Here is a 23,358-nt window from a genome sequence, read left to right as displayed (position 1 = left end):
TCACGCCTTCTCATGTTGGGAAGGGTGCCAAACGAGGAGGCGAATTACGATGAATGTACTGCGCGTATCCAAGCTGACGATTACGGCGTTCGTCCTGCCGTGTCTGCTGCTCTACACCTGCATTGTCTTTATCCCGATTATAGTTTCGCTTTACAGCGGATTGCTGGATTGGAACGGAATCGGCGAGTCCAAGTTTGTCGGGCTGCAGAATTTCATAAACTTGTTGACCAATGATCCTGTGTTCTGGCCTTCTGTCCGCAGAACGCTGATGTTTGCCGTATTCTCCATGGCGGAAATCCCGGTAGCGCTGTTCGTGGCGATTCTGCTCAACCGGTTCGTGAAGAAACCGAATTTTCTGGTGTCGAGCTATTTTCTCCCGGTTATCCTGTCGGTTGTTATCATCGGACAGCTGTGGAAGACCATCTATAATCCCGCCTCCATGGGCGGCATGCTCAACCAGCTGCTGGATATGGTGGGCCTTGAGAGCCTCACCCGTTCATGGCTGACAGACCCGAGTGTGGCGATGTACTCTCTATATTTTGTTGCCTTATGGCAGTACCTTGGCTACCATACGCTGATTCAGTTCACCGGCATTCAGAATATCCCGGCTGATATTTATGAGGCGGCCCGGATTGACGGTGCGGAAGGCTTGAAGGCTGACTGGCACATCACGCTGCCTATGAATATACCGATTATCAAAATATCCATCGTGCTGGCGTTCATCGGGTCGCTGCAGGCCTTCGATATGGTCATGGTCATGACCGGAGGCGGTCCGGCTCACGCAACAGACGTGATCTCCACCCACATGTATAATATGTCATTCCTGTCCATGAAATATGGCTACGGCAGCGCAATCGCCGCTTTCCTGGTCGTAATTTGCCTGTGTGCGACTGTTATTATCAACTTCCTGTTCAATCGTCTTGAACGCAAATATTCGTAAGAAGGAGGGATACGACATGAATGCATTAACAACTCGTGTGGCGCCGGGTAAGCCGGCGGCAGCCGAAAAGAGCTCCAGGCGGTTCTCGATCGTCAGGCTGCTGGTCTATGTGCTGCTCGGCATCCTGTTCGTGACGCAGCTGTATCCGCTCCTGTGGCTCGCCTTGTACTCGCTGAAGAACAATGAAGAGATACTATCCGGCAACTTCTTCGCACTGCCTGCTTCGCCCCAGTGGCAAAATTTCACCGATGCCATTGAGTCCGGAAATTACTTCCGCTACCTGTTCAACAGCTTCTTCGTCACCTCGGTCACCATGGTGGGTGTACTGCTGCTGGCTTCACTGGCCTCCTTCGCAATCAGCCGCTTCCGCTGGCGGTATGGACAGGTTGTGCTGCTCATCTTCCTGGTCGGCATGATGATCCCGATGCAGGCAACGCTTCTGCCGCTGATGATTATCTTTAAGAACATGGGCATTCTGAATACCCATTTATCGATTATTCTGCCGTACATCGCCTTTCAGACTCCGATCTCCGTATTCATTCTCAGCGGCTTCATGAAGGCCATCCCGCATGAGATTGAAGAATCTGCCGTTGTGGACGGAGCGGGCATCTTCCGGATTTTCCGGAGCATTATTCTGCCGATATCGGTTCCGCCAATGATGACGGTCTGTATTTTGACGTTCATTAATATTTGGAACGAGTATATTATGGCCGCGACATTCATCTCCTCAGAGAAGCTGAAGACATTGCCGTTCGGCGTATACAGCTTCGTCAGCCAGTACTCGGTTAATTACGGTGCCATCGGCGCATTCCTTGTACTCGGCGCACTGCCAGTCATCTTGATTTACTTCCTCCTAGCCGACAAGATTACGAAGGGCATGGTTGCCGGTGCGGTGAAGGGCTGATCAGCCCTCTCCCGCTCAGGCATTTGGTTGTGATAAGATGGGGTGGCAGGCAGCATGTGGAAAGGGGTTAGACACACGTGACACGCGGCATGCACTCCATTCACAACCGGGTTTTCCTCTTGTTCTTATCTTGTATGCTGGCGCTGCTTCTTCTTGTCAGCTTCCTGTATGACCGCTATACAACCGCAATTATTCATACGAAGATCAGCGAGATGGCCGAGAAAAATATAGCCCAGACCGTCGGTCTGTTCGACCTTCTGCTTGAGGGATATGACAGCGTTACCAAGTCGCTTAACAGTAACTATGAGCTCCTCCGGCTTCTGCAGGAGCGGGACCGTGAAGCTGATCCGGCACTGAGCGTCATTAACGAGCGGACCATCACCAACATACTCGGCGCGGTCTATTATTCTCGGGATGATATTGTGGCCATCCATGTCATCACCAACGACCGCAGGATGTACAGCTATGAGAAGCGGTTCGCCGGTGTAATCGATATGGATTACGCCTCTTCGGAATGGTACAAGAAGCTCAGCAGGTCCACAGGGGAGATGATCTGGCTGGGTCTGTTCCAAGGCTCAGTCATGAACAGTCTGCAGCAGGAACCGGTCTTTGTGTTCGGCCGGCAGCTGTATGATCTTACGGATCAGAGACCGATCGGCCTGATCTTCATTGAGACGAACCCGGCTCCGATTCTGTCGGCCCTGTCTAATGTAACAATCAGTCCCAACAGCAGAGTCTTTATTATGGACGATAATAACCGGGTTATTGCCTCGACCGATGAAGAGGCGATGCCTTATAAGAACGGGAATGAAGCAGCAGCTGTTAATCTGCCTGCATTCAGCGGCCTGCCGCGGCCGGAAGGCGGCCGGACTATTGTGGACAACCGTACTGAACAGCTTATTGTGGCAGCGGATGCAGCCATTGCGGACTGGACCGTGTATGGCTTCACGCCGAAGGCGGATATCGCTGCGGAGGTCGTTGAGTCACGCAGGTATTTGCTGCTTGTTGTGCTGGCGCTGGTCATTTTGGCGACGGTGCTGGCCTCTGTCATTTCGCGGAATCTTTCCTCGCCGCTTAAGCTGCTGATCCGGGAGATGAAGCAGGTGGAGATGGGGAATTTCCGGGGCTCGGTCAATGTCAAATCCTATGATGAGATCAACAGCCTGGTCTCCTCCTTCAACCGGATGGTACACCGCATTGACGAGCTGATCGAACGGATGACGCTCTCCTCAATCAGCGAGAAGAATGCCCAGCTGCAGGCGCTGCAATCGCAGGTTAATCCGCATTTTCTCTATAACACGCTAGATATGATCTATTGGATGCTGGATGAACGGGAGAACGACCGGCTGGGCAGGGTTATACTGGCGCTCTCTCATATGTTCCGCTACAGCAGCGACTGGGAGGAGGCTTCGAAGACGACGCTTGGCCAGGAGCTGGAGCAGATGCGTCATTACATGACGATTATCGAAAGCCGGCTGGAGGGCCGCGTGACGACTGCCGTTGAAGTCGATGACAAGTGGCGCTGTGCTGTTCTCCCGAAGATGAGCCTGCAGCCTATCATTGAGAACGCGGTCAAGTATGGTCTTGAACCCTTAGGCAAGGCGGGGGTGCTGTGTGTCCGGGCAAAGGCCTCCGGTAACGAGCTGCAGATTATTATCGAGGATAACGGCGTGGGAATGGAGGGGGAAACGCTGGAAGCGCTGGCCGCTTCTCTTAATGACGGAGACGGCCAGCAGGGTCAAGCGAAACGCAGAGGCATCGGGCTGTCGAATGTTCACAGGCGAATAGCCCTCATGTACGGGAACGCCTATGGCCTGCAATTGTGCAGCAAGCCCGGAGAAGGAACAAGAGTTACGATCGTTCTGCCAATTCAACAGAGGGGTGGGAATGAGCATGGATATTCTTATCGTGGATGATGAGACGGTCATTCGTGAAGGTATTAAGCGAACGCTGCAAAACCGTTTCCCCGCCTGCGGGATACACCTGGCTTCTGGCGGTGAAGAGGCGTTGGAGCTGCTCAGCCGTTATTCGATAAGCATCGTGCTGACAGATATCCTGATGCCTGGTATGAACGGCCTCCAGCTCATTCAGAAAAGCCGCAGCAGGTATCCGCATATTAAATGGGTGGTTATATCCGCTTATTCCGAGTTCAGTTATGCCCAGGAAGCTGTCCGGCTTGGCGCCAAGGATTATCTGCTTAAGCCAATCGGCAAGGATGCCATTATCGACATGACCCTGAAGCTGTCTGAGGAGGTTCAGCGGGAACAGGAGATGACGGAGGAAGCCGAGCAGCTGCAGAATAACCGCAAATACTGGCGGGAAGCCATCTTCCAGCGATGGGCCTCTGGGCTCGACATCGGAGGGATTGACATGAAGCCCTTCATGGAGAGCCATCCTGTCTTCTATCTGCTGCTCGTGAAGATGGAAAGTGACAAGCCGCTTAATCTGGAGCATTTTATGGTTGAGAATGTGATGGGAGAGCTTATTGAGCGCCATGGAAACGGATTTGTGGCTATCCATGACAGCTGCAGCCTGCTCGGACTCGTAACCCTGCGTGATGGAGCTAGCCTTAACGGCTTTCTGGATGAGCTGCGCCGCCATCTGGTCCGCTGCCTCAAGGTACCGTTCCAGGTGATGCACTCGCCAAGGATTGAAGACTATCGGGCAGTGCCGGATGAAGTGCGCAGAATGAGGGAATCCGCATCCATGCAGGTCTATGAGCATTATTCCGAAGGCGGGGAAAGGGCGGTAGAGGTCGCTCTGCAGTATATGAAGACACATTATCACGGGGATCTGTCTCTTGAGAAGGTGGCATCGGTTGTTTACCTGAACCCGGTTTATTTCAGCCAGCTGTTCAAGCAGAAGACGGGCTCAGGCTTCAAGGAGTATGTCATCCAGCTGCGGTTAGAGCAGGCCAGAAGAATGCTCGGTAATCCGAAGCTGAAGCTGGCGGATGTCGCCAGACGCGTAGGCTATCAGGACATCCGCCACTTCTCCCAGCAGTTTCGCCGCCGCTTTGGTGCGACACCATCCGAATACAGACAATCCGGAGCCTGCGGGGATAAAGGAAGGGACTCTGTCCAGCACTGAACCTTGACTATGACATCCCGCGCTACATAAACAGCCGCTGATCCAGTGACCAGCGGCTGTTTGCGCTATTGCGGCATCGCTTTGACGGGTGGCGGGTTCATTTCCGTTTAGACTTCTGGCTGAAGGGCTATATAACTTATAGCTTTACGAATGACGGAGCAGGAATGGTTGAACTGTTCATGCTCAGCGGGGGAAAGGTTTAGCTCCAGAATCTCCTCTATACCGCTGCGGGTAATAATAGCCGGGACACCGATACATAAGTCCGATTGTCCGTATTCCCCTTGCAGGATGGCCGAGACCGCAATAATCTTGTGGTCATTGTTGAGGATGGAGCGGACAATGTAGGCAATGGCATTGCCGATTCCATAATGAGTGGAGCCTTTGCGTGAGAAGATCTCCCACCCGGCATTGCGGGTTTGCAGGGCAATCTCCTGCAGATCCATGTGGCCGAAACGGGCAGGGTGCTGCTTTACAATTTCCAATATAGGCTTGCCGCCTATGGTTACATGCGACCAAGCCGGAAACTGGGATTCGCCATGCTCGCCAAGCACATAACCCTGAACGCTACGGGGATCGACCGGCAGGTGATCGGAGAGCAGGGTTTTGAGACGGGAAGAATCGATAGATGTCCCGGTGCCAAGCACCTGATTTCTCGGCAGGCCAGATAGCTTCCATACCATGTAGGTAACAAGGTCAACGGGATTGGAGGCAGCGAGGAATATCCCGCGGAAGCCGCTCGCCATTATACGGCTGATCATGGTGCTGTGGATTTCCATGGCGGTACCAAGTACATCCATGCGGTTCTGACTGTTCGTAGGGTAAGAGCCAGCACATAAGATGATAATATCCATGTCCCCGCAGTCTTCATAGGTTCCGGTGTATATCTTTGTTCTGGAATGAATGAAGTCCATGCAGTGAGACAGGTCCATTGCTTGTGCATAAGCTTTATCCGGAGTCCGGCCAATGAGCATAATCTCGTCGCATACGGATTGATTAATGAGCGAATAAGCGCAGCTTGAACCAACAGATCCGACTCCAACAATGGCCACTTTCCTCACATTGCTCGCCATTTAAATCAAAACTCCCTTGCCTTATAATATTTTCTCTATACGATATGTGTAAAAGTAGCTATAATGTCACATAAATGATAACTATTATAACATATATATAGCAAGGGGGAGTTGGAGAATAGATGAAGAGCTTGTAAAAGTTTACCGGCTTGCTTCATCACTTTAATACGATAATATAGAAGTGAGATGAGTGTTTTACAAGAGACTGATTAACTATGGGAGGTATGGTATGGAGAGTTTTATTAACGGATTGAACAATGTGCTGTGGAGTACACCTGTCATTTATATCTGCTTGGGTGTAGGATTATTTTTCTCGGTGGCAACCCGTTTTCTGCAGGTTCGGCTGATTAAAGATATGGTGAAGCTTATGTTTCAGGGCAAGAGCTCCGCTGCAGGCGTCTCCTCCTTCCAGGCACTGGCGCTCGCCCTGTCGGGGCGGGTCGGTACGGGCAACATAGCCGGTACGGCGACAGCCATTGCTTTTGGCGGCCCGGGAGCCGTGTTCTGGATGTGGCTGATTGCCTTTATTGGAGCAGGCAGCGCTTTCGTCGAATCGGCACTGGCACAGGTGTACAAGGTCAAGCAGGATGGGCAATACCGCGGCGGGCCTGCTTATTACATCGAGAAGGGGATCGGCTGGAAGTGGTTTGCGGTCCTGTTTGCCGTTGCTGCCCTGCTTGCAATGGCACTCTTGATGCCGGGTACTCAGTCGCAGTCTATTGCTGCGGGACTTCACAATGCATTCGGCATTGCTCCTGAGATTACAGGCGTTTTCCTTGTTGCAGTGCTTGGTGCCATTATCATTGGGGGCGTGAAACGGATTGCAAGGGTAGCATCCCTGGTCGTTCCGTTCATGGCTATTGGTTACATATTGGTATCAGTAATTATCATAATAGCTAATATCACCGAGCTGCCTGCGGTCATTTCCCTGATTTTCCGCAGTGCTTTTGCGCTTGATTCTGCCTTCGGCGGGATTGTTGGCCTTGCAATCCAGTGGGGGGTCAAACGGGGCATATACTCCAATGAGGCAGGTCAGGGCACGGCGCCGCATGCTGCGGCTGCAGCGGAGGTGTCTCATCCGGCGAAGCAGGGGCTGGTACAAGCGTTCTCCATATACATCGATACCCTCTTCGTATGCTCGGCAACAGCCTTTATGATCCTGTTCACCGGCATGTACAACACGACAGGGCCGAACGGCTTCATTGTAGAAAATCTTCCGGGGATAAAGGAAGGGCCAGCCTTTACCCAGGCTGCAATTGAGAGTATTCTGCCTGGCTTTGGTGCCGGCTTTGTGGCCATTGCGCTGCTGTTCTTCGCTTTTACCACCATTATGGCCTACTATTATATCGCTGAGACGAATGTCGCCTACTTAACGCGTAAAGGAGGCGGCAAGATCGGTATGGCGATTGTGAAAGTCGTCATCCTTTCGATCACTTACTTCGGCGCAGTCAAGGAAGCCGATCTGATGTGGGATATGGGAGATGTGGGTCTGGGTCTGATGGTATGGCTCAACCTGATTGCAATTCTGCTGCTGACGAAGCCTGCCCTTCTGCTGCTCAGAGATTATGAGCAGCAGAAGAAGGAAGGGAAGGACCCGGTGTTCGATCCGGTCAAGCTTGGGATTAAGAACGCTGATTACTGGGAACACGAGTATAAGGCGGAGAAGTCCTAACATTGCGCGGATCTATAGCGCTTGATCTTGAAGGCATGCACAAAAAGAGAGGCAGCAGCTGTCCCGGTGGACGGCCGCTGCCTCTTCACTTATACCAGCTGCCATGGCTTAGCCAAAGACAACCCGGTCGTCGGCCATCTTGTGGCCGCTGATCTGTTCAAATTCCTTGAGCAGAGATTCGACGGTCAAGTCTTTCTTCCGCTCCTCGCTGATGTCAAGAATGATACGTCCCTTATCCATCATAATCAGGCGGTTGCCAAGGCGAATGGCTTGCTCCATGTTATGGGTAACCATAAGCGTGGTCAGATTCATCTCGCGGACGATGCTGTCCGTGAGCTTCGTAATCAGCTCGGCTCGTGCCGGGTCCAGTGCTGCTGTATGCTCATCGAGCAGCAGGATCTGGGGCTTGGTGAAGGTAGCCATCAGCAGGCTGAGCGCCTGGCGCTCGCCGCCGGACAGCTGGCCGACCTTGGCCCGCAGCCGGTTCTCAAGGCCAATGCCCAGCCGGCTCAGCTGCTCACGGAACAGCTTGCGCTTGGCGCCTGTCACGCCGAAGCTGAGACCGCGCGACCTGCCGCGGGCATGTGCCATGGCGAGGTTTTCCTCAATCGTCATGTGAGGAGCGGTCCCGGCCATCGGATCCTGAAAGACGCGGCCGATCCAGCGGCTTCTGGCATGCTCCGGCTGGTTCTGAATGGCTCTGCCTTCAATGGATACCGTACCGCTGTCGGGTGTTATGACGCCGGAAATAATATTCATCAAGGTGGACTTGCCGGCGCCGTTGCTGCCGATTACCGTAACGAAATCACCAGGCTTCAGGTTCAGGTTAATATCGACCAGTGCAATCTTCTCATCCGGGCTGCCCGGAAAGAACAGCTTGGTAACATGGGATAGCTGCAGCATCAGAAGCCACCTCCGATCGGCTTGCTGCCCGTCTGGCCGGTAAGCTCGGCTGACCGCTTCTTGGCCAGCAGCTTCTGCTTCCAGGTGCGCTGAATCGCGGGCAGAACAAGCGCAATAATAACGATTAATGCGGTTATCAGCTTCAGGTCCGAAGCATCCAGCCACTCAATGCGAAGGGCAAGTGCGACGATGATGCGGTATAGGACCGATCCGACAATTACAGCGAGCGTTGCAATGAAGACGGTTCTTGCTCCCAGAATGGCTTCGCCAATAATGACGGATGCCAGACCGATAACGATCATGCCAACGCCCATCGAGATATCCGCGAATGAGGACTGCTGGACGATGAGGGCGCCGGAGAGGGCAACCAGACCGTTGGAAAGACTGATACCGAGAATCTTCGTCAGGTCCGTGTTGGCGCCAAAGCTGCGGATCATGCGCGCATTATCACCCGTTGCCCGCAGTGCCAGGCCAAGCTCCGTATGCAGGAACGCATCCAGAAGCAGCTTAATCAGCAGAATAATACCGAATATAGCCAGCAGCTTTACCCAGTAGGGTGACACGCCGGAGAACAGCTGATCCGAACCGTATACCGAGATATTGGGGGCGCCGTCCATAATTCGCAGATTAATGGAATGCAGGGCGATCATCATCAGGATGCCGGAGAGAAGCCCGTTAACACGGCCCTTCGTATGCAGCAGGCCTGTACAGAGGCCTGCGGCCAAACCGGCACCGAAAGCCGCGAGGAGAGAGATGGTAATGGAGTGTCCTCCAGTGAGCATAATAGCTGCTACGGCTCCTCCGGTCGTGAAGCTCCCGTCCACCGTAAGATCGGGGAAATCAAGAATACGGAACGTAATGAAAACGCCTAAGGCCATAAGTGCGTACAGCAGCCCCAGTTCCACCGCACCGGGTATTGAGTTCAACATGCCTGTTAACCTCCTATTGAGAATAAAAAGGGATGAACGATGGGACGTTCACCCCCGGATGTAATCGAATTATTGAATTAGATTCGTCTCAGGGTCCTGTACGCTGTTCTTCATTTCGTCCGTAACTTTGACCCCTTGCTCTTCCGCAGACTTAACATTCAAAATCAGGTTGAGCTTGTCCGGCATTGTGATCGGGAGCTCGGCTGGCTGCTTGCCGTTCTTCAGTATTTCTACAGCCATCTCGCCGACCTGGTAGCCATGATCAAAGTATTTGAAGCCGACGGTGGCTACTGCGCCTTTCTCTACTGTATCCCGGTCACTAGAGAAGAGCGGAATATCATTGTCGCGCGCCACCTGGAGAATCGATTCCACACCATTAACGACGACATTATCGAGCGTGATATAGAGTGCATCTACGCGGCCGACAAGCGATTCAGCCGCTTGCTTGACCTCGGAGGTGTTGGTAACTGGTGCGCGGACGAGTTCGATGCCATGGGCTTTCAGTGCTTCCTCGGCAGTCTGTGCCATCACGATTGCATTTGGCTCACCCTGGTTAATGACGAGCCCGACGGATTTTACATCAGGCACGTGCTTGGCGATAAAATCCATAAGCATCTTAATCGCTTCAGGATTCGTATCGGACGCGCCCGTAACGTTGCCTTCCGGCTTCTCGAGGCTGGTCACAATCTTGGCGTTCAGCGGATCGGTTACAGCGGCAAACAAGACGGGCTTGTCCTTGACCTGCTGCATGACCGCTTGTGCGGAAGGAGTGGCAATAGCCAGGACAAGATCGCTGTCCGTCGTTGCAAGCTTCTGGGCAATGGACAGGTTGTTGGTGGAGTCGGCCTGGGCAACGTTGTAATCCAGCTTCAAGTTGCTGCCCTCCTCGATACCGTTATCCTTCAGTGCTGCCAGGAAGCCCTCACGTGTTGCATCAAGCGAGGCGTGCTCCAGATACTGAGAGATAGCAATCTTGTACGTCTTCTGCTCCTCTGTATCGGCGCCGCCGCTGTTTCCGCCGGTTCCTTCATTTGTCTTGGTTCCCCCGCCGCCGCAACCAGCCGTCAAGAGAACAGCAGAGAGTGCTAACGCAAGCCATGTTTTCCTCTTCATTCGTATTACCCCTCTCTTTAAATAGACACGTAACTCCGACAACGGATATCCGAATTAACGCTTTTGTGCGATAAAGTAATACCCGCTGTGATGTTAGGTTACATGACCTCATTTGTATACAATATGCGCCAAAGGTATATGTAATCCATATTACGGTGCCTTCATCTATTCGTCAAATAGTTTTATATGTAAAATGAAGAGAGAAATGAGAGGGGCCTCAGCAAGTTTGAGATGGGATTTATTAGGTAGGTTGCAGGTTTTCTGGGGATAAAGTCTAATTAATAGATAGTGCTGCTGCTAGAGGTAATTATAGGCGGCGGAAAGTGAGACGGTCTATGTGGTTTAGAACCTTTGCTTCTGAATGTAGAAATACGATCGTTCAAAATTGGTTGACCCAGTTAAGTGACGCTTATCCGTGTATGTCTGATCCAGGCCGTATGCGGACTCACGGACTTATCATGTTTGGGCTAATCTGTGATATTTATAAGCCTCTTAGCAATTGTAAGCGGTACTCAATGCTACCTGACCTGTGCAAATATCATGCCGAGAGGGGCACGCCTGTTGAGTGTCTGCTGCGAAGCTGTCTGATTTGGCGGCGTTCCTTCGGCGTTGCACTGGAGCAGTGGGTGCTCGGAAGCTGTGAGCGGAATGTATCCAAGGAAGAGATGTGGTCAGCGCTCATGATCTTCCATGAACGGATTGATGAGCTGCAGAGCATAATGGGACGGCTGTATTGGAACAGTGTGGAGGAGCAGCTGCGGCGCAAGGACAAAGCGATTAACCAGCTGTACAGCGACCGCATGGATATGCTGGGGAAGATGGCGGCCAGTATGGCGCACGAGATTCGCAACCCGCTATTTGCGATTGAGGGTTTTTTGAAGCTGATCCGTTCTTCACTGCCCCCCGGCGAGCTGAACAAAATAGAACGGTATATCGATGTAATGGAAAGCGAATTCAAAGGACTGTACGGCCAAATAACGGGGATATTGAGCTTCTCAAGGAACAATGCGCTGGAGGAGCCGTTCCAGCCCTGCCGGGCGGAGGAGCTGCTTACGGGGGTTGGAAGGCTGGTCAGCGACAGGCTGAAAGACGAGGAGGTCCAGCTGATTATAGAAGGCAGCCTCGGGTTCAAGGTAGTTGTACAGCGGGTAGCCCTGCAGCAGCTGATTGCCAATCTTGTTTATAACAGCATTGAAGCTTTCCCTGCGGGAACATGTGGCACGGATAAGGTAATCCGTTTGTCCTGCGGTGAGGATGACCGTCATTATTATATTTCGGTTGCCGACAACGGGCCCGGTATTCCGGTGGGGCTTAGAGCCTCCATGTTTGAGCCGTTTGTGAGCGGTAAGCCCAATGGAACAGGGCTCGGATTGTCCATATGCAAGCAGATTGCGGAGAAGAACAGGGGCCGGCTGACTTACTCGGCGAGTGAAGGACAAACGGTATTTACCGTGGCCTTTGCGAAGAACGAGCAGGTCATTCAAGATGGAGAGGCGGACTGCCTTCCAGATATAAGCTTCGGGGGATGAGCGGAGCCCCTGAAGCTCGCGCTGCTGTTATAATATGCACGGTTTACACCATGCTGGATCGAAGGTCTCCTTGCGGTCTGTAGTTTTTTTGTTGATATCGTTTCATAGCTAACGATGTACCGGAGGTGATCTTATTCATCATATTAATGACGGCGGTGACCTGCTGCCAGAAGAGAAGGAAACGATCGAAAGATTAACCCGAGTACCGATGGGGAAGCTTGATGTCAATGCGATCTCTATTGCCACCAGTATATATAGAATAGCGCAAGGACTTAGAAACAAGATGGAACGCGAAGTGCTTGCCAGTCAGGGGCTATCATGGACAGCCTTTTCCCTGCTGTATGACCTGTGGATATGGAAGTCTATGGAGACAAGAAAGTTGGCGGAGTCGGCCGGTGTTTCGAAAGCGACAATCAGTAACATTACCAATACCCTTGAACGTAAGGGGCTGTGTTACAGAAAGCAAGACGGTCAGGATAAACGGCTAACTTATGTATCGATTACCGACCAGGGTGTAAGCGTAATGGAAGAGCTATATCCGATGTTCCACCAAGCTGAAATCGGACTGGTCTCCATGCTTAATGCTGACGATCGAAGATTGATGTCCGATAAGCTTCGAGTAATTATTCGGGGAAATGGTTTTGAAAAAACGAATAAGAAGTTTTTCAACAAGGGTGGTATAACGTGATTTAACCACGTCCCTTTTCTGGGATGTGGTTTTTATTATTAAGGCAGGGGCCCTAATTACAGTTTCCGGGACAAGCAAACAGACCGCTCTCTTACCGTGCTCATAGAGTAGATAGAATTCTATAGCACTGGAGGAGATAGAGGATGTGGATGTTGGCGGCCGGAATTGCGCTTGCCGCGCTGGCAGTTGGTCTGGTGTACAGGTATTTGGATTGGAAGGCGGAGCGGGGCTGGGCGCCGCATGAACCCTACCAGGTTATCGTCTCGTTTGAGGATGGGGTGACCGATGACGAACGCAAACGGATGATTCGGGCGGCAGGCTGTACTGTAATGGACTCTAATGTTCACCTTGGTACCTACACGCTAAGGTCAAGCCGGAAGATGAGAAGGGTGCTTGAGCATTTCAACAGCATGCAGGGCATTCATTATGCGGAGCCTAACTACTTGTATGAGGCTACCTACATTCCAGATGATCCATTCCTCCCCGATTACCAGTATGGCCCCCAGGTTATACAGGCGCCGGAAGCCTGGGATGTGACGGTCAGCCGCCCCGATGTTGTGATAGCTATCCTCGATACAGGGGTGCATGCCTCCCATCCGGATCTGGCAACTAAGCTGACAGCGGGCTACAATTTTGTTGAAAACAACGAAATGCCAATCGATCGTAATGGTCATGGTACACATGTAGCGGGAATTGCTGCGGCAGCGACAGATAATGGCCTTGGCATAGCGGGAATCGCCCCTAATACCCGGCTGCTGCCCGTTAAGGTGCTGGGGGATAATGGAACAGGGAACCTGAATCAGGTTGCAAACGGCATTATCTATGCGGTAAATAGCGGGGCACAGATCATCAATTTGAGTCTGGGCTCTGCGGCATCTGCTGTAACTCTGCAGAATGCTGTTCGATTCGCTGCAGACCGTGGGGTTATTCTGGTTGGCGCCGCCGGCAATAATGGTGTATCCGTCCCGAATTATCCGGCGGCTTATTCAGAAGTGATCGCGGTCGCATCAACGACAATGCACGATGTCCGGTCTTCCTTCTCAAACTATGGCATGTGGGTGGATGTAGCGGCACCGGGAGATCGTATTCTTTCTACCTATCTTGGCGGTAACTATGCTTATTTGAGCGGAACCTCTATGGCAGCTCCCCATGTATCGGGCGTGGCCGCGCTGCTTGTCTCACAGGGAAGGAGTCAGGCTGAGGCCCGAGCGGCAATACAGCAGACAGCCGACCCGGTTCCGGGAACCGGTGAATGGTGGGTATACGGGAGGGTGAACGCAGCCCATGCCGTTCGTTACCGGACGGCTCAAGAGCAGCAGGGGTAACGATAACAGACTGCAGAACAATAAGAACCTCCCGCTGAGCGGGAGGTTCTTGCTATGGATTTATTGCGGGTTGGTGGTCCAAATACCGGCTGTCTTGACAAATACGCGCTGAGGCAGCTTCAGTGCTGCCGTGATTAGCTCAGCCACGTCCTCCGGCTGCATCATCCGGTCCTCTTCACCAATCTTCAGCCCCGCATTAACGGCGAGAGGCGTATTAACCGTGCTTGGTGTAAGGGCGGTAACGCGGATATTGGACTTGCGCACTTCCTGCATCAAGGACTCGGTGAGGCCCATAACCGCGAACTTGGAGGCACAATAGGCCGAGCCGGTTGCGAAGCCCCGCTCGCCCGCAGTAGAAGCGATGTTAATAATGCTGCCTTCATTCTGGCTGATCATCGTCGGCAGGGCCGCGCGGGTTACATAATACGTTCCCATCAGATTAACTTGAATGATGCGTTCCCAGGTGGCTGGGTCCATATCAAGCAGAGTGCCAAACTCGGCAATGCCTGCATTGTTGATCAGAATGTCAACGGACTGGAGCGCATTAATCAGTTGTCCTACAGCTGCTGCCGCTTCATCCTGGCTGGCAATGTCGGCGATGGCAATATGAACCTGTACATCATGCTTGCCGGTAATCTCATCCTTTAATTGCGTAAGATCGGACTCACTTCTGGCCATAAGGCCCAGATTTACGCCTTCAGCCGCGAGTGCAAACGCAGTAGCCCGGCCGATCCCTTTTCCCGCTCCCGTAATAATGGCGGTTTTCCCCTGCAGTGTCATTCTCAATCACTCCTTCTGGTATAGATAAGCTTCATACAGTATGTACCCCAGTCTAATGAGGTCCGGCTGCAGTGCCGGAACATTCTTTATTATAGAAGATAAGCGGGGCAGGGACAAATTACCGCCAGGGGCAGCGCTTTAGGAAGAAATATAGTCACCGCCGTTGACATGCAGAGTCTCTCCGGTAACATAACGGGAATCATCGCTTGCCAGGTAGACATAGGAAGGGGCAAGCTCAAAAGGCTGACCGGCGCGACGCATTGGCGTATCGGTGCCAAAGACAGCCACACGTTCGGCGCGAAAGCTGGCAGGAATCAGCGGAGTCCATATGGGCCCGGGGGCAACAGCATTAACGCGGATACCCTGATCCACAAGGGACAGGGCGAGGGAACGGGTGAAAGAGGTAATGGCTCCCTTGGTAGCGGAATAATCAATAAGATTCTTTTCGCCGCGGTAGGCGGTAATAGAGCTTGTATTAATGATCGAGCTTCCGGCCTTCAAATGGGGCAGCGCGGCCTGCGTCATGAAAATATAGGAGTAAATATTCGTTCGAAAAGTCTGCTCCAGCTGTTCTTCCGTAATATCGGTCAGCTGCTCCTGGGGGTACTGGACCGCGAGGTTATTGACGAGTATATCCAGCCGGCCGAACGTCTGGATTGCCGCTGATATTACGGTGGCACACGCCGCTTTGGTGCGAAGATCGATGCAGATCGGGAGGCATCGTCCGCCAAGCCGTTCTATGGCAGCTCTGGTCTCTTCAGCATCCGGTCTCTCGTACAGGTAAGCTATGACGACGTTCGCCCCCTCCTTGGCAAAGGCGACCGCTACTGCCCGGCCGATTCCGCTGTCACCGCCGCTGATCACAGCTGTCAGACCCTTGAGCTTGCCGCTGCCAGTGTAAGCGGGATTATCGTAGATGGGCCGGGGATTCATTACATATTCAAGCCCTGGCTGCTGCTGCTGGTGCTGCGGCGGGAAGGCGATCGGCTTCTCCTCGCATTCGGTTACGCTGGTGTAATAAGGATAAACGGGATACTGCGCGTCCTTCATAAGCCATACACCTCTCCACTAGTTGATTTAACCCCTGAATTATATTCATGAACAGCGGATGCCATGCCTGCTGTCTGAGTTCCGGTCAGTTATAAGATTATGGCGGGAGGCTTAAACGTATGACGGACCCCGTGCCTGTATGCTATAATTTCCTTTACTAGATAGGATCAGTCAGACAGTAGTAACGGCGGCAAGCTGAATAAGGGCTTGGAAGGCTCTGGTCGGGGAGGTATGCTGTGAAGCGTTTGATGTATCGGGCGGCCTATGAAGCGGCAGATGAAGTCCATGTTATGGAAGCGGTTACTAAAGGAGGGGCGGAACAGGTGCAGCCGCTTGCGGATAGGGGCATCCTGATGACCGCTGCAATCTACCGGTGGAATAACCAGTTATTTCTTTACTATGAGTGTATGAAGGAACGGGTGCTGCCAGGCGAATTGTTCCCGGAGCTGGCACCCTGGCTGGCGGTATGGCCGGGCGGCGGCCATGACCGGAAGTGGGCTCCAATGGCGGATGTCTTTCATTTTAACGAGCCGGCCGGACCCGAGCACTGGAGGCGCAGGACGCCGGTAGAGCGCCGGGCGGGGCGAATCGCCCACTTGAAGCCGGAAATGATTGCGAGCTATATCTATTACCATTACCAGCTGCAGGAGGAGAGGGCATTTTCCGGCGGCAAGTATGAGATCATCGGCATTCATGAGAATGTGCTGTTCGGGTATCAGGAGTTTCCCCAGGTCGTGGAGGAGCCGGTACTGCCGCCGAAGCTTCATACGAAGGGGACACCGGCTAACTGGCAGGATGCGAGGATGGATCTGCATTTTCAGCCTTGGCCGGATGGCCATCTTTATTTTAAACCCATTGAGTGCTTATTTGACTACTATAGCGAAGAAGAGGGGAATGCGGGATGACAGTTGGTGTACTGGCCCACTTGTTCGGTGCCATGCCGTATGAGCAGATTGCGCCGAAGGTGGCGTCCTTCGGATTTCGTCATGTACAGTTGGCTCTGTGGAAGGCTGTCAGCGACCTGGATTTCAGCAAGCCAGGCCGATTAAGTCCAGGACTGGCCCAGACAATCGGGGAGTCCTTTCATAAGCATGGCGTTTCGATATCGGTATTGGGTTGCTACCTGCATCTCTTCGACAGACGTGAAGAGCAGCGCAGGGAAAATATTGAGCGGTTCAAGGAGCTGCTTCGCTATGCCCGCTACTTCGGGGCGCCGATTGTTGCCGCAGAGACGGGCACCTATCCGCCCGGTACTTATACGGACGAGGATTGGAGAGTCATGCGGAGCACATTGGAGGAACTAGCTGAAGAGGCGGAAAGATGGGGCGTATTCGTTGGCATGGAAGCTGCGAACGGTCATTTGGTCGGCACGGCCAAGGAACTGGATCAGCTGCTGAACGAGGTTCCCTCGCCGAATATTGGTGTCGTGCTCGATCCCGGGAATCTGCTTCACGAAGGCAACATTGGCAGCCAGGATGAGGTTATTAAGGAGGCCTTCAGGCTGCTTGGCAAAAGGGTTATCGCCTGTCACGCGAAGGACCGCAAGCAAGAACCGGACGGTTCGGTTATTACCGCAGCGCCCGGCTTTGGAGAGATGAATTATAAGCTCTATATGGAGCTGCTGGAACAGATAAAGCCGCATGTCCATATCATTATGGAGGAAGCGAAGCCCGAGATAATGCCGCAGTCCAAGAGCTATATTGAGACGATCAGAAGAGAGGCATCAGAAAAGGCGGCTCTGCTGCGCTAAAGGCATAAGCAGACAGATGCCGGGCGGGGTCCGGGGGTTACCGTCCCTGGCATTTGATGAAGCCTCGCCAGCTCGGATAGAATTTGGATTTCGCCGGTAAGGCCGGTCAGCCGAAGGCTGCCGTCCACGCCGGCGATTTTTTTATTCATCCGGATCAGTACGTTAAGCTCCGCGACTGTCTGAATGACAATACTTGTAATAGACAAGGCATCATCCGGCATAAGATGACAAATTCCTTCTATAGTGCAGCATGAAAATAAATCTAGTTGTTTTCACGACTTGGGAATTGACAATTAAGCGACGGACGATATAATGGGATGAGAAATGGGGGAGATGTGATGAGGACTAAGGGCATGATGGAGGCCGAGGTCAGCAGAGCATTGACCCAATGGGAACGTGATTTCTTGGGCCGCGGTTCAGTGGATGTCAAGACAGACATCGTACGCAACATGATTGTGGTGATGCTGAAGGGAGTGCTCACTCCTGCAGAGAAGCTGCTCGCAGCACAGAAGGACGGCATGCTGTCGGTTAAGCGTAACCGCTCCGAGCTTGTGGAGACGGGGGCAGATCAGCTGTATCAGTTGATTGGAGAGTTGACGGGCAAGCAAGTGGTGTCGTTCTTCACTGATATATCAACTCGTTCAGGCGAACGGATCATGGTGTTCATACTGGATGGCAATCTGGAGAATGAATTAGCTATGAAGAAAGTGTAGGCGGAGATCATCGGAACACCGGCAGACGGTGGGCTTGAAGATAACCGGCAAATATTCGGCAAGTGCTTATCGAAGCGCAGCCGGACGTTTGCCGGTTTTTTATGCGCAAAAAGTGCTGATATGCCTAGTGCAAGTGCAAGCTGCAAGGGGCTAAGGGGCTAAGTCTGCGGCTTTATGACCGTTAAACAGATATAACGAGGAGGAGTTTTAAGATGTGGGAAATTGTACTCAGCAACATGGGGTCGCCAGCGGTCTTATTCTTTGGGTTAGGCATGCTGGCGGTACTGATCAAGTCGGATTTGAAAATTCCGGAAGGGCTCACCGAGACACTGAGCATCTATCTGCTAATTGCGATCGGGCTCAAGGGAGGGATCGAGCTATCCCATTACCCGATGTCCGTTATTGTTCAACCCCTCTGGGCGGGTGTTCTGCTCGGAATCGCCATCCCGTTAATTGTGCTGGGCGTGCTGCGTAAAGCGTTCAAGCTGGATATCTATCATTCGGCGGCACTGGCCGCAACCTATGGGTCAGTGAGCGTAGTCACATTCGGGGCGGCGGTTGATTTCCTGGAGAAGACGGAAATTGAATATGCGACCTATATGAGCGCGATTATGGCGGTCATGGAAATTCCGGCGCTGCTGGTCTCCATTATTATGCTGCGCGTCTTGAAGGATAAGGGGGAGGACAAGCGTATGCCTGCCGTTACGGCGTACTCCACAATTGTGCCTATCCCTGCTAATAAGTTCAGCTGGGAGCCAATTAAGGAATGCCTGACCGGGAAGAGTGTCATTCTGCTCCTCGGCAGCCTGGCAGTAGGACTCATTGGCGGGCAGGAAGCCCTGCCGGTAGTGAAGCCGCTCTTCATTGACCTGTACCGGGGATTCCTGCTGATCTTCCTGCTTAGCATGGGCATCGTCTGCGGGCAGCAGCTGCACAAGATGAGGATCGGCGTGAAGCTGATCGGCTTTGCGCTTGTCATGCCGCTGTTCAACGGGCTACTGGGTATTCTGATCGGCAAAGCGGCAGGCTTGTCCATGGGCAGCGCCGCACTGATGGGAGTACTTGCTGCCAGCGCCTCGTATATCGCTGCTCCGGCAGCCCTGAAGTCCTCCGTTCCCGAAGCAAGCCCAACCGTTTATCTGGGACTGGCGCTCGGGGTCACGTTTCCGCTTAATCTTGCGCTGGGCATCCCGGTTTACACGGCCATGGCGCAGTGGCTTTACAGCTGAGCGAGCAGGCGCTTCGCGATCATCGTATAATCATCCTTGGAGATTCCGGGCGCGAATTCCTCCGGAAGCTCTTCGAGGTCAGGTACAGGCGCGCCTTCCGGGGAGCCGTTAATTACACGCAGCGGCTGTCCGTTCTCCGGATGGCTGCCCTTCCAAATCAGTGAGATGTCCTGAAAGTCGGTATCGCTCCACGTATAGAGCACATTGCCAAGCCCCTGCTCCTCGAATTTACGGGCATAGTCGAACTTGGTGTTGCTGAGATCAGGTACGGGAAGCAGCTTGGTCAAGTCGACGCCTGTAGCGATTTCCAATGCTTTGGCATAGGCGACAATATGAGTTCCGCCGCGCACGAGCAGATAGCCGATCATCTCCCGGGCAACCGGCGAATCGGTCATTTCATACACACGCATCTTGTGCGTGCGGGCCCCGATTTCCAGGAACAGATTATGCATCAGATCCAGTACCAGGTTGCCGCTGTTAAACACATTGTCACCGCTCCACGGCCGGCCCATGGAATCACCGGCAAATGCATTTTGAGCGGTGGCGATAAAATGGTAGGTGTTGCGGGAATCCAGACCGGTCCTGAGCGGAGTCAAATCGGGCGAAGACGGAACGCTTATGCCATGGGTCAGCAGGTTAATGGCGCTGGTCACGAGCTCGACGTGACCGAATTCTTCAGCCGTAATGCTGGCGACAAGATCATAAAATGGCTTGAGCTTCTTCTTGGCACGGAAATTGTTGGACTGATACATGTAGTTATTCAGGGTGGACATTTCGCCGAATTTCCCGCCAAGCAGCTCCTGTACGGCAGCCGCAGCATTGGCATCTCCGTGATCGGGCGTAGGAAGATAGATGGGGAGCCTATTGATCCGTTTGAACACCGGTTTCTCTCACTCCTTCTTCATAGCTTAGCGAAATAAGGGAAGCAATTATGCGGTATCAGCAGGGATAAATCCAGATAAGCTGCTGGATACGGACATAGAATGGCATCTCACCTACCTGCACAATGATGTGGTCGGGCATGACAGACTTTAATACACCGCGCAGTGAACCGCAGGGAGTATCGAGGGCAACCCATTTTCCGGACAGCGGCTGCAGGCTCTCATACAGGTAAGGATCAGACAGCGTTATGGAGGGCGTGTGCATGTGGCCACCTCCTTTCTTGGAATGGACTGTACCCTATAATTGTATGCTTCACCGTTATGGACTCATGACGAGCGTGCCTAAAAAAGCTTCGCTTCACTCTTAGAATCGGTGATAATCATTATCAGCATTGGGTATAATGTTCAGAGGGTGATAGCGGCAGGCGTGCGCAATACAGATGATCCGGGGCAGCAGCACTCCTGTAACATTGAAGAAGGCAGCCTTTGCAGGCTGCCCGGTAAAGCTGGCGGATATCGGTGTAGATACCTGTGTACAAGTAACCAGATAGGGTCTGGAAGCTTGCAGTAAAATTAAATCTTGGGCTCGAAGGTTTTGCAATCTGTTTCCTCGGACTGGCTGGCCTGCTTGCCGCGGTGGCTCACCACATAGATTGAGGATGCGCTGCACTTGTTGCCGTTCGCCCAGTACTTGCAGGAGTTTACCTCGCAGAGTACGTCTTGTGCCATTGTTATCACCTCCCATCCTCTTAGAATGGGGCACTTTTGCCTATATTTATACGCTCCTCCGCATCTGATCTTAATCGGCGATTATAAAGCGGCGGGCCCTCCCTTCCCCGGGATGGGCCGCCGCTTCGTTTAGCATGCGGTTATTGTCAGAACATAAACTTTACCCGGCTTAGTCAGCAGGGCCTGGAGATAAGTATACTCGCCTTGTAGCTGGGGTGTTATACTGAGCCTGATCTTCAATCTGATCTATAAGAAGAGCAACCAATTTTATCAGAATGCAAACTTGTGTTGAGGTCGTGGAAGGGAAAGCGGGAGCCGGGCGCCAACCTTAACTATAAGCTGAAGAAACCGGAGGCGCTGTCCATGTCAGTGATACAATTTCATGCTCTGCCCATGCCTTATTACATCTGCAGCGGCCACTGTCTGACTATGCCCGGAAGGGGGCATCCTGACCGGTACGCACTGGGGGAGTTTGACCTGCTGGTGGTAGACAAGGGGTGTTTGTATATCGGAGAAGAGGGCCGCAGCTTTGAGCTGGCGGAGGGGCATGCGCTTATACTCCGTCCGGACTCGCATCATTACCCCACGCAGGGCTGCAGGGAAATGACAGGCAGCTTCTATCTGCACTTCCAGACAGCTGGCGTATGGGAGGCAGTGAACGAGGAGGAGAATGGTCAGCCGGCTCCGGGGCAGGGTGCCGGGGTACTGAATGCGGAGGAAGATCAGCATAGAACGGCGGTGTTCGATATCCGGGTCCCCCAGTTTATCCGGCTGCATAACGCAAGCAGAATGTATGAACTGCTCCGGCAGCTGAACGAGCTGGAGAGGGATTCCCATCTGGGTCCTGTAAAATGGAGACAGCAGCTGCTGTTCCAGGAGGTGCTGATGCAGCTTGGTAACTCGATGACAGACCGGGCACAGCGGCCGGGATCGGATATCGCTGACCAGGCGGCCTCCTATTTGCGCTGTCATTACAAAGAACGGATCTGCATTAGTGATGTAGGCGATGCGTTGAATTTTCATCCGGTTTATATTGCACGCTGCATGCAGAAGCAGTTCGGGTGCTCGCCGATGGAATATCTGATGAAGTACCGGCTGGAGCAGGCCAAGAAGCTGCTGCTGCAAACTGATTTGCCGGTGGGCCAGATTGCCCAGGATGTGGGCTTTCAGCAGGCGGCTTATTTTACCTCCTGCTTCGGAAGATGGGAAGGGATGACGCCGCGCGAGTACCGGCAGCGGTTCATGCTTGGACATTCTAGGAACGGCTGAACCGCAGTAATGCCTGAACCGCAGCAATGCCTGAACATTTGAGCGGATAACGCTCAGCTTATCGGAGGTGACGGGGATATGGCGAATAAGACAGCATATGTTACCGGGTGTGATAGAGGGCTGGGACTGGCGCTTGCCAGGCAGCTCCTTGAGAGGAACTACATCGTTTTTGCCGGAGAGTATATGAAGGCTTGGCCGGAGCTTGGCGAGCTTGGCCGCTTTTCCGGGCGCCTGCATATCGTGCCGCTAGACGTGACAAGCAGGGAATCGGTTGAGGGGGCGGCGGCTGTTATAAGAGGACAGACAGACAAGCTCGATCTGCTTATTAACAACGCGGCTATCTTTACAGACCGATCGGGTGATATTTTTGGCGAGCTGTACGATGAGGACCTGCTGAGGCTGTATAACACGAACGCCCTCGGGCCGCTTAGGGTAACCAATTCCGTGATTGATCTGTTGGTCAAGGGCAGGGATAAACGGCTTGTGAACATCTCATCGGAGTCAGGAAGCATCGGAAATAACTGGCGAAAGCAGGAGTTCGGCTATTCGATGTCCAAGGCAGCGCTTAACATGCAGTCGGTTATGCTGCAGGAGCATCTAAGGGAGTACGGCATCAAGGTGCTGGCTCTTCACCCTGGCTATGTGCGCTCCTATATGCTGGGGAAGCTTAATGAAGACGCCACGGTGGAAGCCGATGATGCGGCGGCGGGCATCCTGCAGGAGACTCTGCGTCCGCATGCGCTGGACGGCCCGGTGTACCTGGACTATAAGGGTAATCAGCTGCCTTGGTAGCA

Annotated in this window: 24 protein-coding genes; 14 read left to right on the top strand and 10 right to left on the bottom strand. The window is 53.0% G+C overall.

Translation table 11 applies throughout. The features are described from left to right. Positions 1-49 precede the first annotated feature (49 nt). From L1N82_RS11885 to L1N82_RS11870, 4 genes are all read left to right on the top strand, one after another. Positions 50-940: a carbohydrate ABC transporter permease gene (locus L1N82_RS11885; RefSeq protein ID WP_235287605.1), complete on the top strand. Its 891-nt coding sequence runs from the start codon at positions 50-52 to the stop codon at positions 938-940. A 16-nt stretch (positions 941-956) separates the two neighbouring features. Beyond that, positions 957-1,844, top strand: a complete 888-nt coding sequence (locus tag L1N82_RS11880; protein WP_235287604.1) for a carbohydrate ABC transporter permease — start codon at positions 957-959, stop codon at positions 1,842-1,844. A gap of 77 nt (positions 1,845-1,921) precedes the next feature. Continuing rightward, positions 1,922-3,760, top strand: coding sequence for a cache domain-containing sensor histidine kinase (locus L1N82_RS11875; protein WP_235287603.1), 1,839 nt, complete (start codon positions 1,922-1,924; stop codon positions 3,758-3,760). After that, entirely contained in the window at positions 3,738-4,934 is a 1,197-nt protein-coding gene (locus tag L1N82_RS11870) for a response regulator transcription factor (protein WP_235287602.1), read from the top strand. Before L1N82_RS11875 ends, L1N82_RS11870 begins: the two co-directional genes overlap by 23 nt. 107 nt (positions 4,935-5,041) lie before the next feature. On the opposite strand, the gene L1N82_RS11865 is transcribed toward L1N82_RS11870, so the two are convergent. Next, on the bottom strand, positions 5,042-6,004 hold the full coding sequence (locus tag L1N82_RS11865; RefSeq protein ID WP_235287601.1) for an L-lactate dehydrogenase: 963 nt from the start codon (positions 6,002-6,004) through the stop codon (positions 5,042-5,044). Between the two features lie 229 nt (positions 6,005-6,233). On the opposite strand from L1N82_RS11865, the gene L1N82_RS11860 reads away from it, so the two are divergent. Further along, positions 6,234-7,676 carry an alanine/glycine:cation symporter family protein gene (locus L1N82_RS11860; protein WP_235287600.1) on the top strand — a complete coding sequence of 481 codons (1,443 nt, stop codon included), beginning with the start codon at positions 6,234-6,236 and terminating at the stop codon, positions 7,674-7,676. Between the two features lie 108 nt (positions 7,677-7,784). Here the strand turns inward: L1N82_RS11860 and L1N82_RS11855 are convergent, their stop codons facing one another. The 3 genes from L1N82_RS11855 to L1N82_RS11845 all read right to left on the bottom strand — a co-directional run bounded on the left by L1N82_RS11855 (position 7,785) and on the right by L1N82_RS11845 (position 10,621). Next, a complete protein-coding gene (locus L1N82_RS11855) occupies positions 7,785-8,579 on the bottom strand; it encodes an ABC transporter ATP-binding protein (protein WP_235287599.1) in 795 nt (264 codons plus the stop codon). After that, on the bottom strand, positions 8,579-9,508 hold the full coding sequence (locus L1N82_RS11850; RefSeq protein ID WP_235287598.1) for an ABC transporter permease: 930 nt from the start codon (positions 9,506-9,508) through the stop codon (positions 8,579-8,581). Before L1N82_RS11850 ends, L1N82_RS11855 begins: the two co-directional genes overlap by 1 nt. Before the next feature lie 69 nt (positions 9,509-9,577). Next, positions 9,578-10,621 carry an ABC transporter substrate-binding protein gene (locus tag L1N82_RS11845; RefSeq protein WP_235287597.1) on the bottom strand — a complete coding sequence of 348 codons (1,044 nt, stop codon included), beginning with the start codon at positions 10,619-10,621 and terminating at the stop codon, positions 9,578-9,580. 515 nt (positions 10,622-11,136) lie between these two features. Between L1N82_RS11845 and L1N82_RS11840 the strand changes: the two genes are divergently transcribed. The 3 genes from L1N82_RS11840 to L1N82_RS11830 all read left to right on the top strand — a co-directional run bounded on the left by L1N82_RS11840 (position 11,137) and on the right by L1N82_RS11830 (position 14,163). Next, positions 11,137-12,150, top strand: a complete 1,014-nt coding sequence (locus tag L1N82_RS11840; RefSeq protein WP_235287596.1) for a sensor histidine kinase — start codon at positions 11,137-11,139, stop codon at positions 12,148-12,150. A gap of 208 nt (positions 12,151-12,358) precedes the next feature. Next, positions 12,359-12,838: a MarR family winged helix-turn-helix transcriptional regulator gene (locus L1N82_RS11835; RefSeq protein WP_235287595.1), complete on the top strand. Its 480-nt coding sequence runs from the start codon at positions 12,359-12,361 to the stop codon at positions 12,836-12,838. Positions 12,839-12,981: 143 nt separating this feature from the next. Continuing rightward, positions 12,982-14,163, top strand: coding sequence for a S8 family peptidase (locus L1N82_RS11830; RefSeq protein WP_235287594.1), 1,182 nt, complete (start codon positions 12,982-12,984; stop codon positions 14,161-14,163). A 60-nt stretch (positions 14,164-14,223) separates the two neighbouring features. Here the strand turns inward: L1N82_RS11830 and L1N82_RS11825 are convergent, their stop codons facing one another. Together L1N82_RS11825 and L1N82_RS11820 are read right to left on the bottom strand one after the other, a co-directional pair. Continuing rightward, positions 14,224-14,943, bottom strand: a complete 720-nt coding sequence (locus L1N82_RS11825) for a 3-ketoacyl-ACP reductase (protein ID WP_235287593.1) — start codon at positions 14,941-14,943, stop codon at positions 14,224-14,226. Positions 14,944-15,081: 138 nt separating this feature from the next. Then, positions 15,082-15,993: an SDR family oxidoreductase gene (locus L1N82_RS11820; RefSeq protein WP_235287592.1), complete on the bottom strand. Its 912-nt coding sequence runs from the start codon at positions 15,991-15,993 to the stop codon at positions 15,082-15,084. Positions 15,994-16,229: 236 nt separating this feature from the next. Here L1N82_RS11820 and L1N82_RS11815 point away from each other — a divergent pair, with 236 nt between their 5' ends. Both L1N82_RS11815 and L1N82_RS11810 read left to right on the top strand, forming a co-directional pair. Beyond that, positions 16,230-16,898 carry a hypothetical protein gene (locus L1N82_RS11815; protein WP_235287591.1) on the top strand — a complete coding sequence of 223 codons (669 nt, stop codon included), beginning with the start codon at positions 16,230-16,232 and terminating at the stop codon, positions 16,896-16,898. Beyond that, positions 16,895-17,743, top strand: coding sequence for a sugar phosphate isomerase/epimerase family protein (locus tag L1N82_RS11810; RefSeq protein WP_235287590.1), 849 nt, complete (start codon positions 16,895-16,897; stop codon positions 17,741-17,743). The genes L1N82_RS11815 and L1N82_RS11810 overlap by 4 nt, the downstream gene beginning before the upstream one ends. Here the strand turns inward: L1N82_RS11810 and L1N82_RS11805 are convergent. Further along, a complete protein-coding gene (locus tag L1N82_RS11805; RefSeq protein WP_235287589.1) occupies positions 17,740-17,964 on the bottom strand; it encodes a hypothetical protein in 225 nt (74 codons plus the stop codon). The two genes, L1N82_RS11810 and L1N82_RS11805, sit on opposite strands and share 4 nt — an antisense overlap. A gap of 117 nt (positions 17,965-18,081) precedes the next feature. Between L1N82_RS11805 and L1N82_RS11800 the strand changes: the two genes are divergently transcribed. Both L1N82_RS11800 and L1N82_RS11795 read left to right on the top strand, forming a co-directional pair. Continuing rightward, positions 18,082-18,456 (top strand): DUF2294 domain-containing protein, encoded by a 375-nt coding sequence (locus L1N82_RS11800; RefSeq protein ID WP_235287588.1) that lies wholly within the window; start codon positions 18,082-18,084, stop codon positions 18,454-18,456. Between the two features lie 212 nt (positions 18,457-18,668). Further along, the gene (locus L1N82_RS11795) at positions 18,669-19,685 is read left to right on the top strand and encodes a sodium-dependent bicarbonate transport family permease (RefSeq protein WP_235287587.1); all 1,017 of its coding nucleotides are present in this window, start codon (positions 18,669-18,671) and stop codon (positions 19,683-19,685) included. On the opposite strand, the gene L1N82_RS11790 is transcribed toward L1N82_RS11795, so the two are convergent. From L1N82_RS11790 to L1N82_RS11780, 3 genes are all read right to left on the bottom strand, one after another. Next, entirely contained in the window at positions 19,676-20,566 is an 891-nt protein-coding gene (locus L1N82_RS11790; protein WP_235287586.1) for a manganese catalase family protein, read from the bottom strand. The genes L1N82_RS11795 and L1N82_RS11790 overlap by 10 nt on opposite strands. A gap of 58 nt (positions 20,567-20,624) precedes the next feature. Further along, positions 20,625-20,831, bottom strand: a complete 207-nt coding sequence (locus L1N82_RS11785) for a YuzF family protein (protein WP_235287585.1) — start codon at positions 20,829-20,831, stop codon at positions 20,625-20,627. A 308-nt stretch (positions 20,832-21,139) separates the two neighbouring features. Next, a complete protein-coding gene (locus L1N82_RS11780) occupies positions 21,140-21,295 on the bottom strand; it encodes a DUF1540 domain-containing protein (RefSeq protein WP_235287584.1) in 156 nt (51 codons plus the stop codon). A 288-nt stretch (positions 21,296-21,583) separates the two neighbouring features. Between L1N82_RS11780 and L1N82_RS11775 the strand changes: the two genes are divergently transcribed. Together L1N82_RS11775 and L1N82_RS11770 are read left to right on the top strand one after the other, a co-directional pair. Next, positions 21,584-22,564, top strand: coding sequence for a helix-turn-helix transcriptional regulator (locus L1N82_RS11775; protein WP_235287583.1), 981 nt, complete (start codon positions 21,584-21,586; stop codon positions 22,562-22,564). Between the two features lie 78 nt (positions 22,565-22,642). After that, the gene (locus L1N82_RS11770) at positions 22,643-23,356 is read left to right on the top strand and encodes an SDR family oxidoreductase (protein WP_235287582.1); all 714 of its coding nucleotides are present in this window, start codon (positions 22,643-22,645) and stop codon (positions 23,354-23,356) included. The last annotated feature ends 2 nt before the right edge of the window (positions 23,357-23,358 follow it).

It is taken from the genome of Paenibacillus tarimensis (genome assembly GCF_021532315.1).
GTDB classification, from domain to species: Bacteria; Bacillota; Bacilli; order Paenibacillales; family Paenibacillaceae; genus Paenibacillus_I; species Paenibacillus_I tarimensis.
Note: the sequence above shows the minus strand (reverse complement) of the source record. Positions and strands in the feature narration are given on the sequence as shown.

Bases quoted from the DNA above. Each gene is read 5' to 3' on its own strand.
- L1N82_RS11845 (WP_235287597.1), bottom strand. From the start codon at position 10,621: ATGAAGAGGAAAACATGGCTTGCGTTAGCACTCTCTGCTGTTCTCTTG.
- L1N82_RS11880 (WP_235287604.1), top strand. From the start codon at position 957: ATGAATGCATTAACAACTCGTGTGGCGCCGGGTAAGCCGGCGGCAGCC.
- L1N82_RS11860 (WP_235287600.1), top strand. From the start codon at position 6,234: ATGGAGAGTTTTATTAACGGATTGAACAATGTGCTGTGGAGTACACCT.
- L1N82_RS11805 (WP_235287589.1), bottom strand. From the start codon at position 17,964: ATGCCGGATGATGCCTTGTCTATTACAAGTATTGTCATTCAGACAGTC.
- L1N82_RS11795 (WP_235287587.1), top strand. From the start codon at position 18,669: ATGTGGGAAATTGTACTCAGCAACATGGGGTCGCCAGCGGTCTTATTC.
- L1N82_RS11870 (WP_235287602.1), top strand. From the start codon at position 3,738: ATGGATATTCTTATCGTGGATGATGAGACGGTCATTCGTGAAGGTATT.
- L1N82_RS11810 (WP_235287590.1), top strand. From the start codon at position 16,895: ATGACAGTTGGTGTACTGGCCCACTTGTTCGGTGCCATGCCGTATGAG.
- L1N82_RS11885 (WP_235287605.1), top strand. From the start codon at position 50: ATGAATGTACTGCGCGTATCCAAGCTGACGATTACGGCGTTCGTCCTG.
- L1N82_RS11850 (WP_235287598.1), bottom strand. From the start codon at position 9,508: ATGTTGAACTCAATACCCGGTGCGGTGGAACTGGGGCTGCTGTACGCA.
- L1N82_RS11840 (WP_235287596.1), top strand. From the start codon at position 11,137: ATGCTACCTGACCTGTGCAAATATCATGCCGAGAGGGGCACGCCTGTT.
- L1N82_RS11865 (WP_235287601.1), bottom strand. From the start codon at position 6,004: ATGGCGAGCAATGTGAGGAAAGTGGCCATTGTTGGAGTCGGATCTGTT.
- L1N82_RS11800 (WP_235287588.1), top strand. From the start codon at position 18,082: ATGAGGACTAAGGGCATGATGGAGGCCGAGGTCAGCAGAGCATTGACC.
- L1N82_RS11785 (WP_235287585.1), bottom strand. From the start codon at position 20,831: ATGCACACGCCCTCCATAACGCTGTCTGATCCTTACCTGTATGAGAGC.
- L1N82_RS11770 (WP_235287582.1), top strand. From the start codon at position 22,643: ATGGCGAATAAGACAGCATATGTTACCGGGTGTGATAGAGGGCTGGGA.
- L1N82_RS11830 (WP_235287594.1), top strand. From the start codon at position 12,982: ATGTGGATGTTGGCGGCCGGAATTGCGCTTGCCGCGCTGGCAGTTGGT.
- L1N82_RS11820 (WP_235287592.1), bottom strand. From the start codon at position 15,993: ATGAAGGACGCGCAGTATCCCGTTTATCCTTATTACACCAGCGTAACC.
- L1N82_RS11835 (WP_235287595.1), top strand. From the start codon at position 12,359: ATGGGGAAGCTTGATGTCAATGCGATCTCTATTGCCACCAGTATATAT.
- L1N82_RS11780 (WP_235287584.1), bottom strand. From the start codon at position 21,295: ATGGCACAAGACGTACTCTGCGAGGTAAACTCCTGCAAGTACTGGGCG.
- L1N82_RS11825 (WP_235287593.1), bottom strand. From the start codon at position 14,943: ATGACACTGCAGGGGAAAACCGCCATTATTACGGGAGCGGGAAAAGGG.
- L1N82_RS11855 (WP_235287599.1), bottom strand. From the start codon at position 8,579: ATGCTGCAGCTATCCCATGTTACCAAGCTGTTCTTTCCGGGCAGCCCG.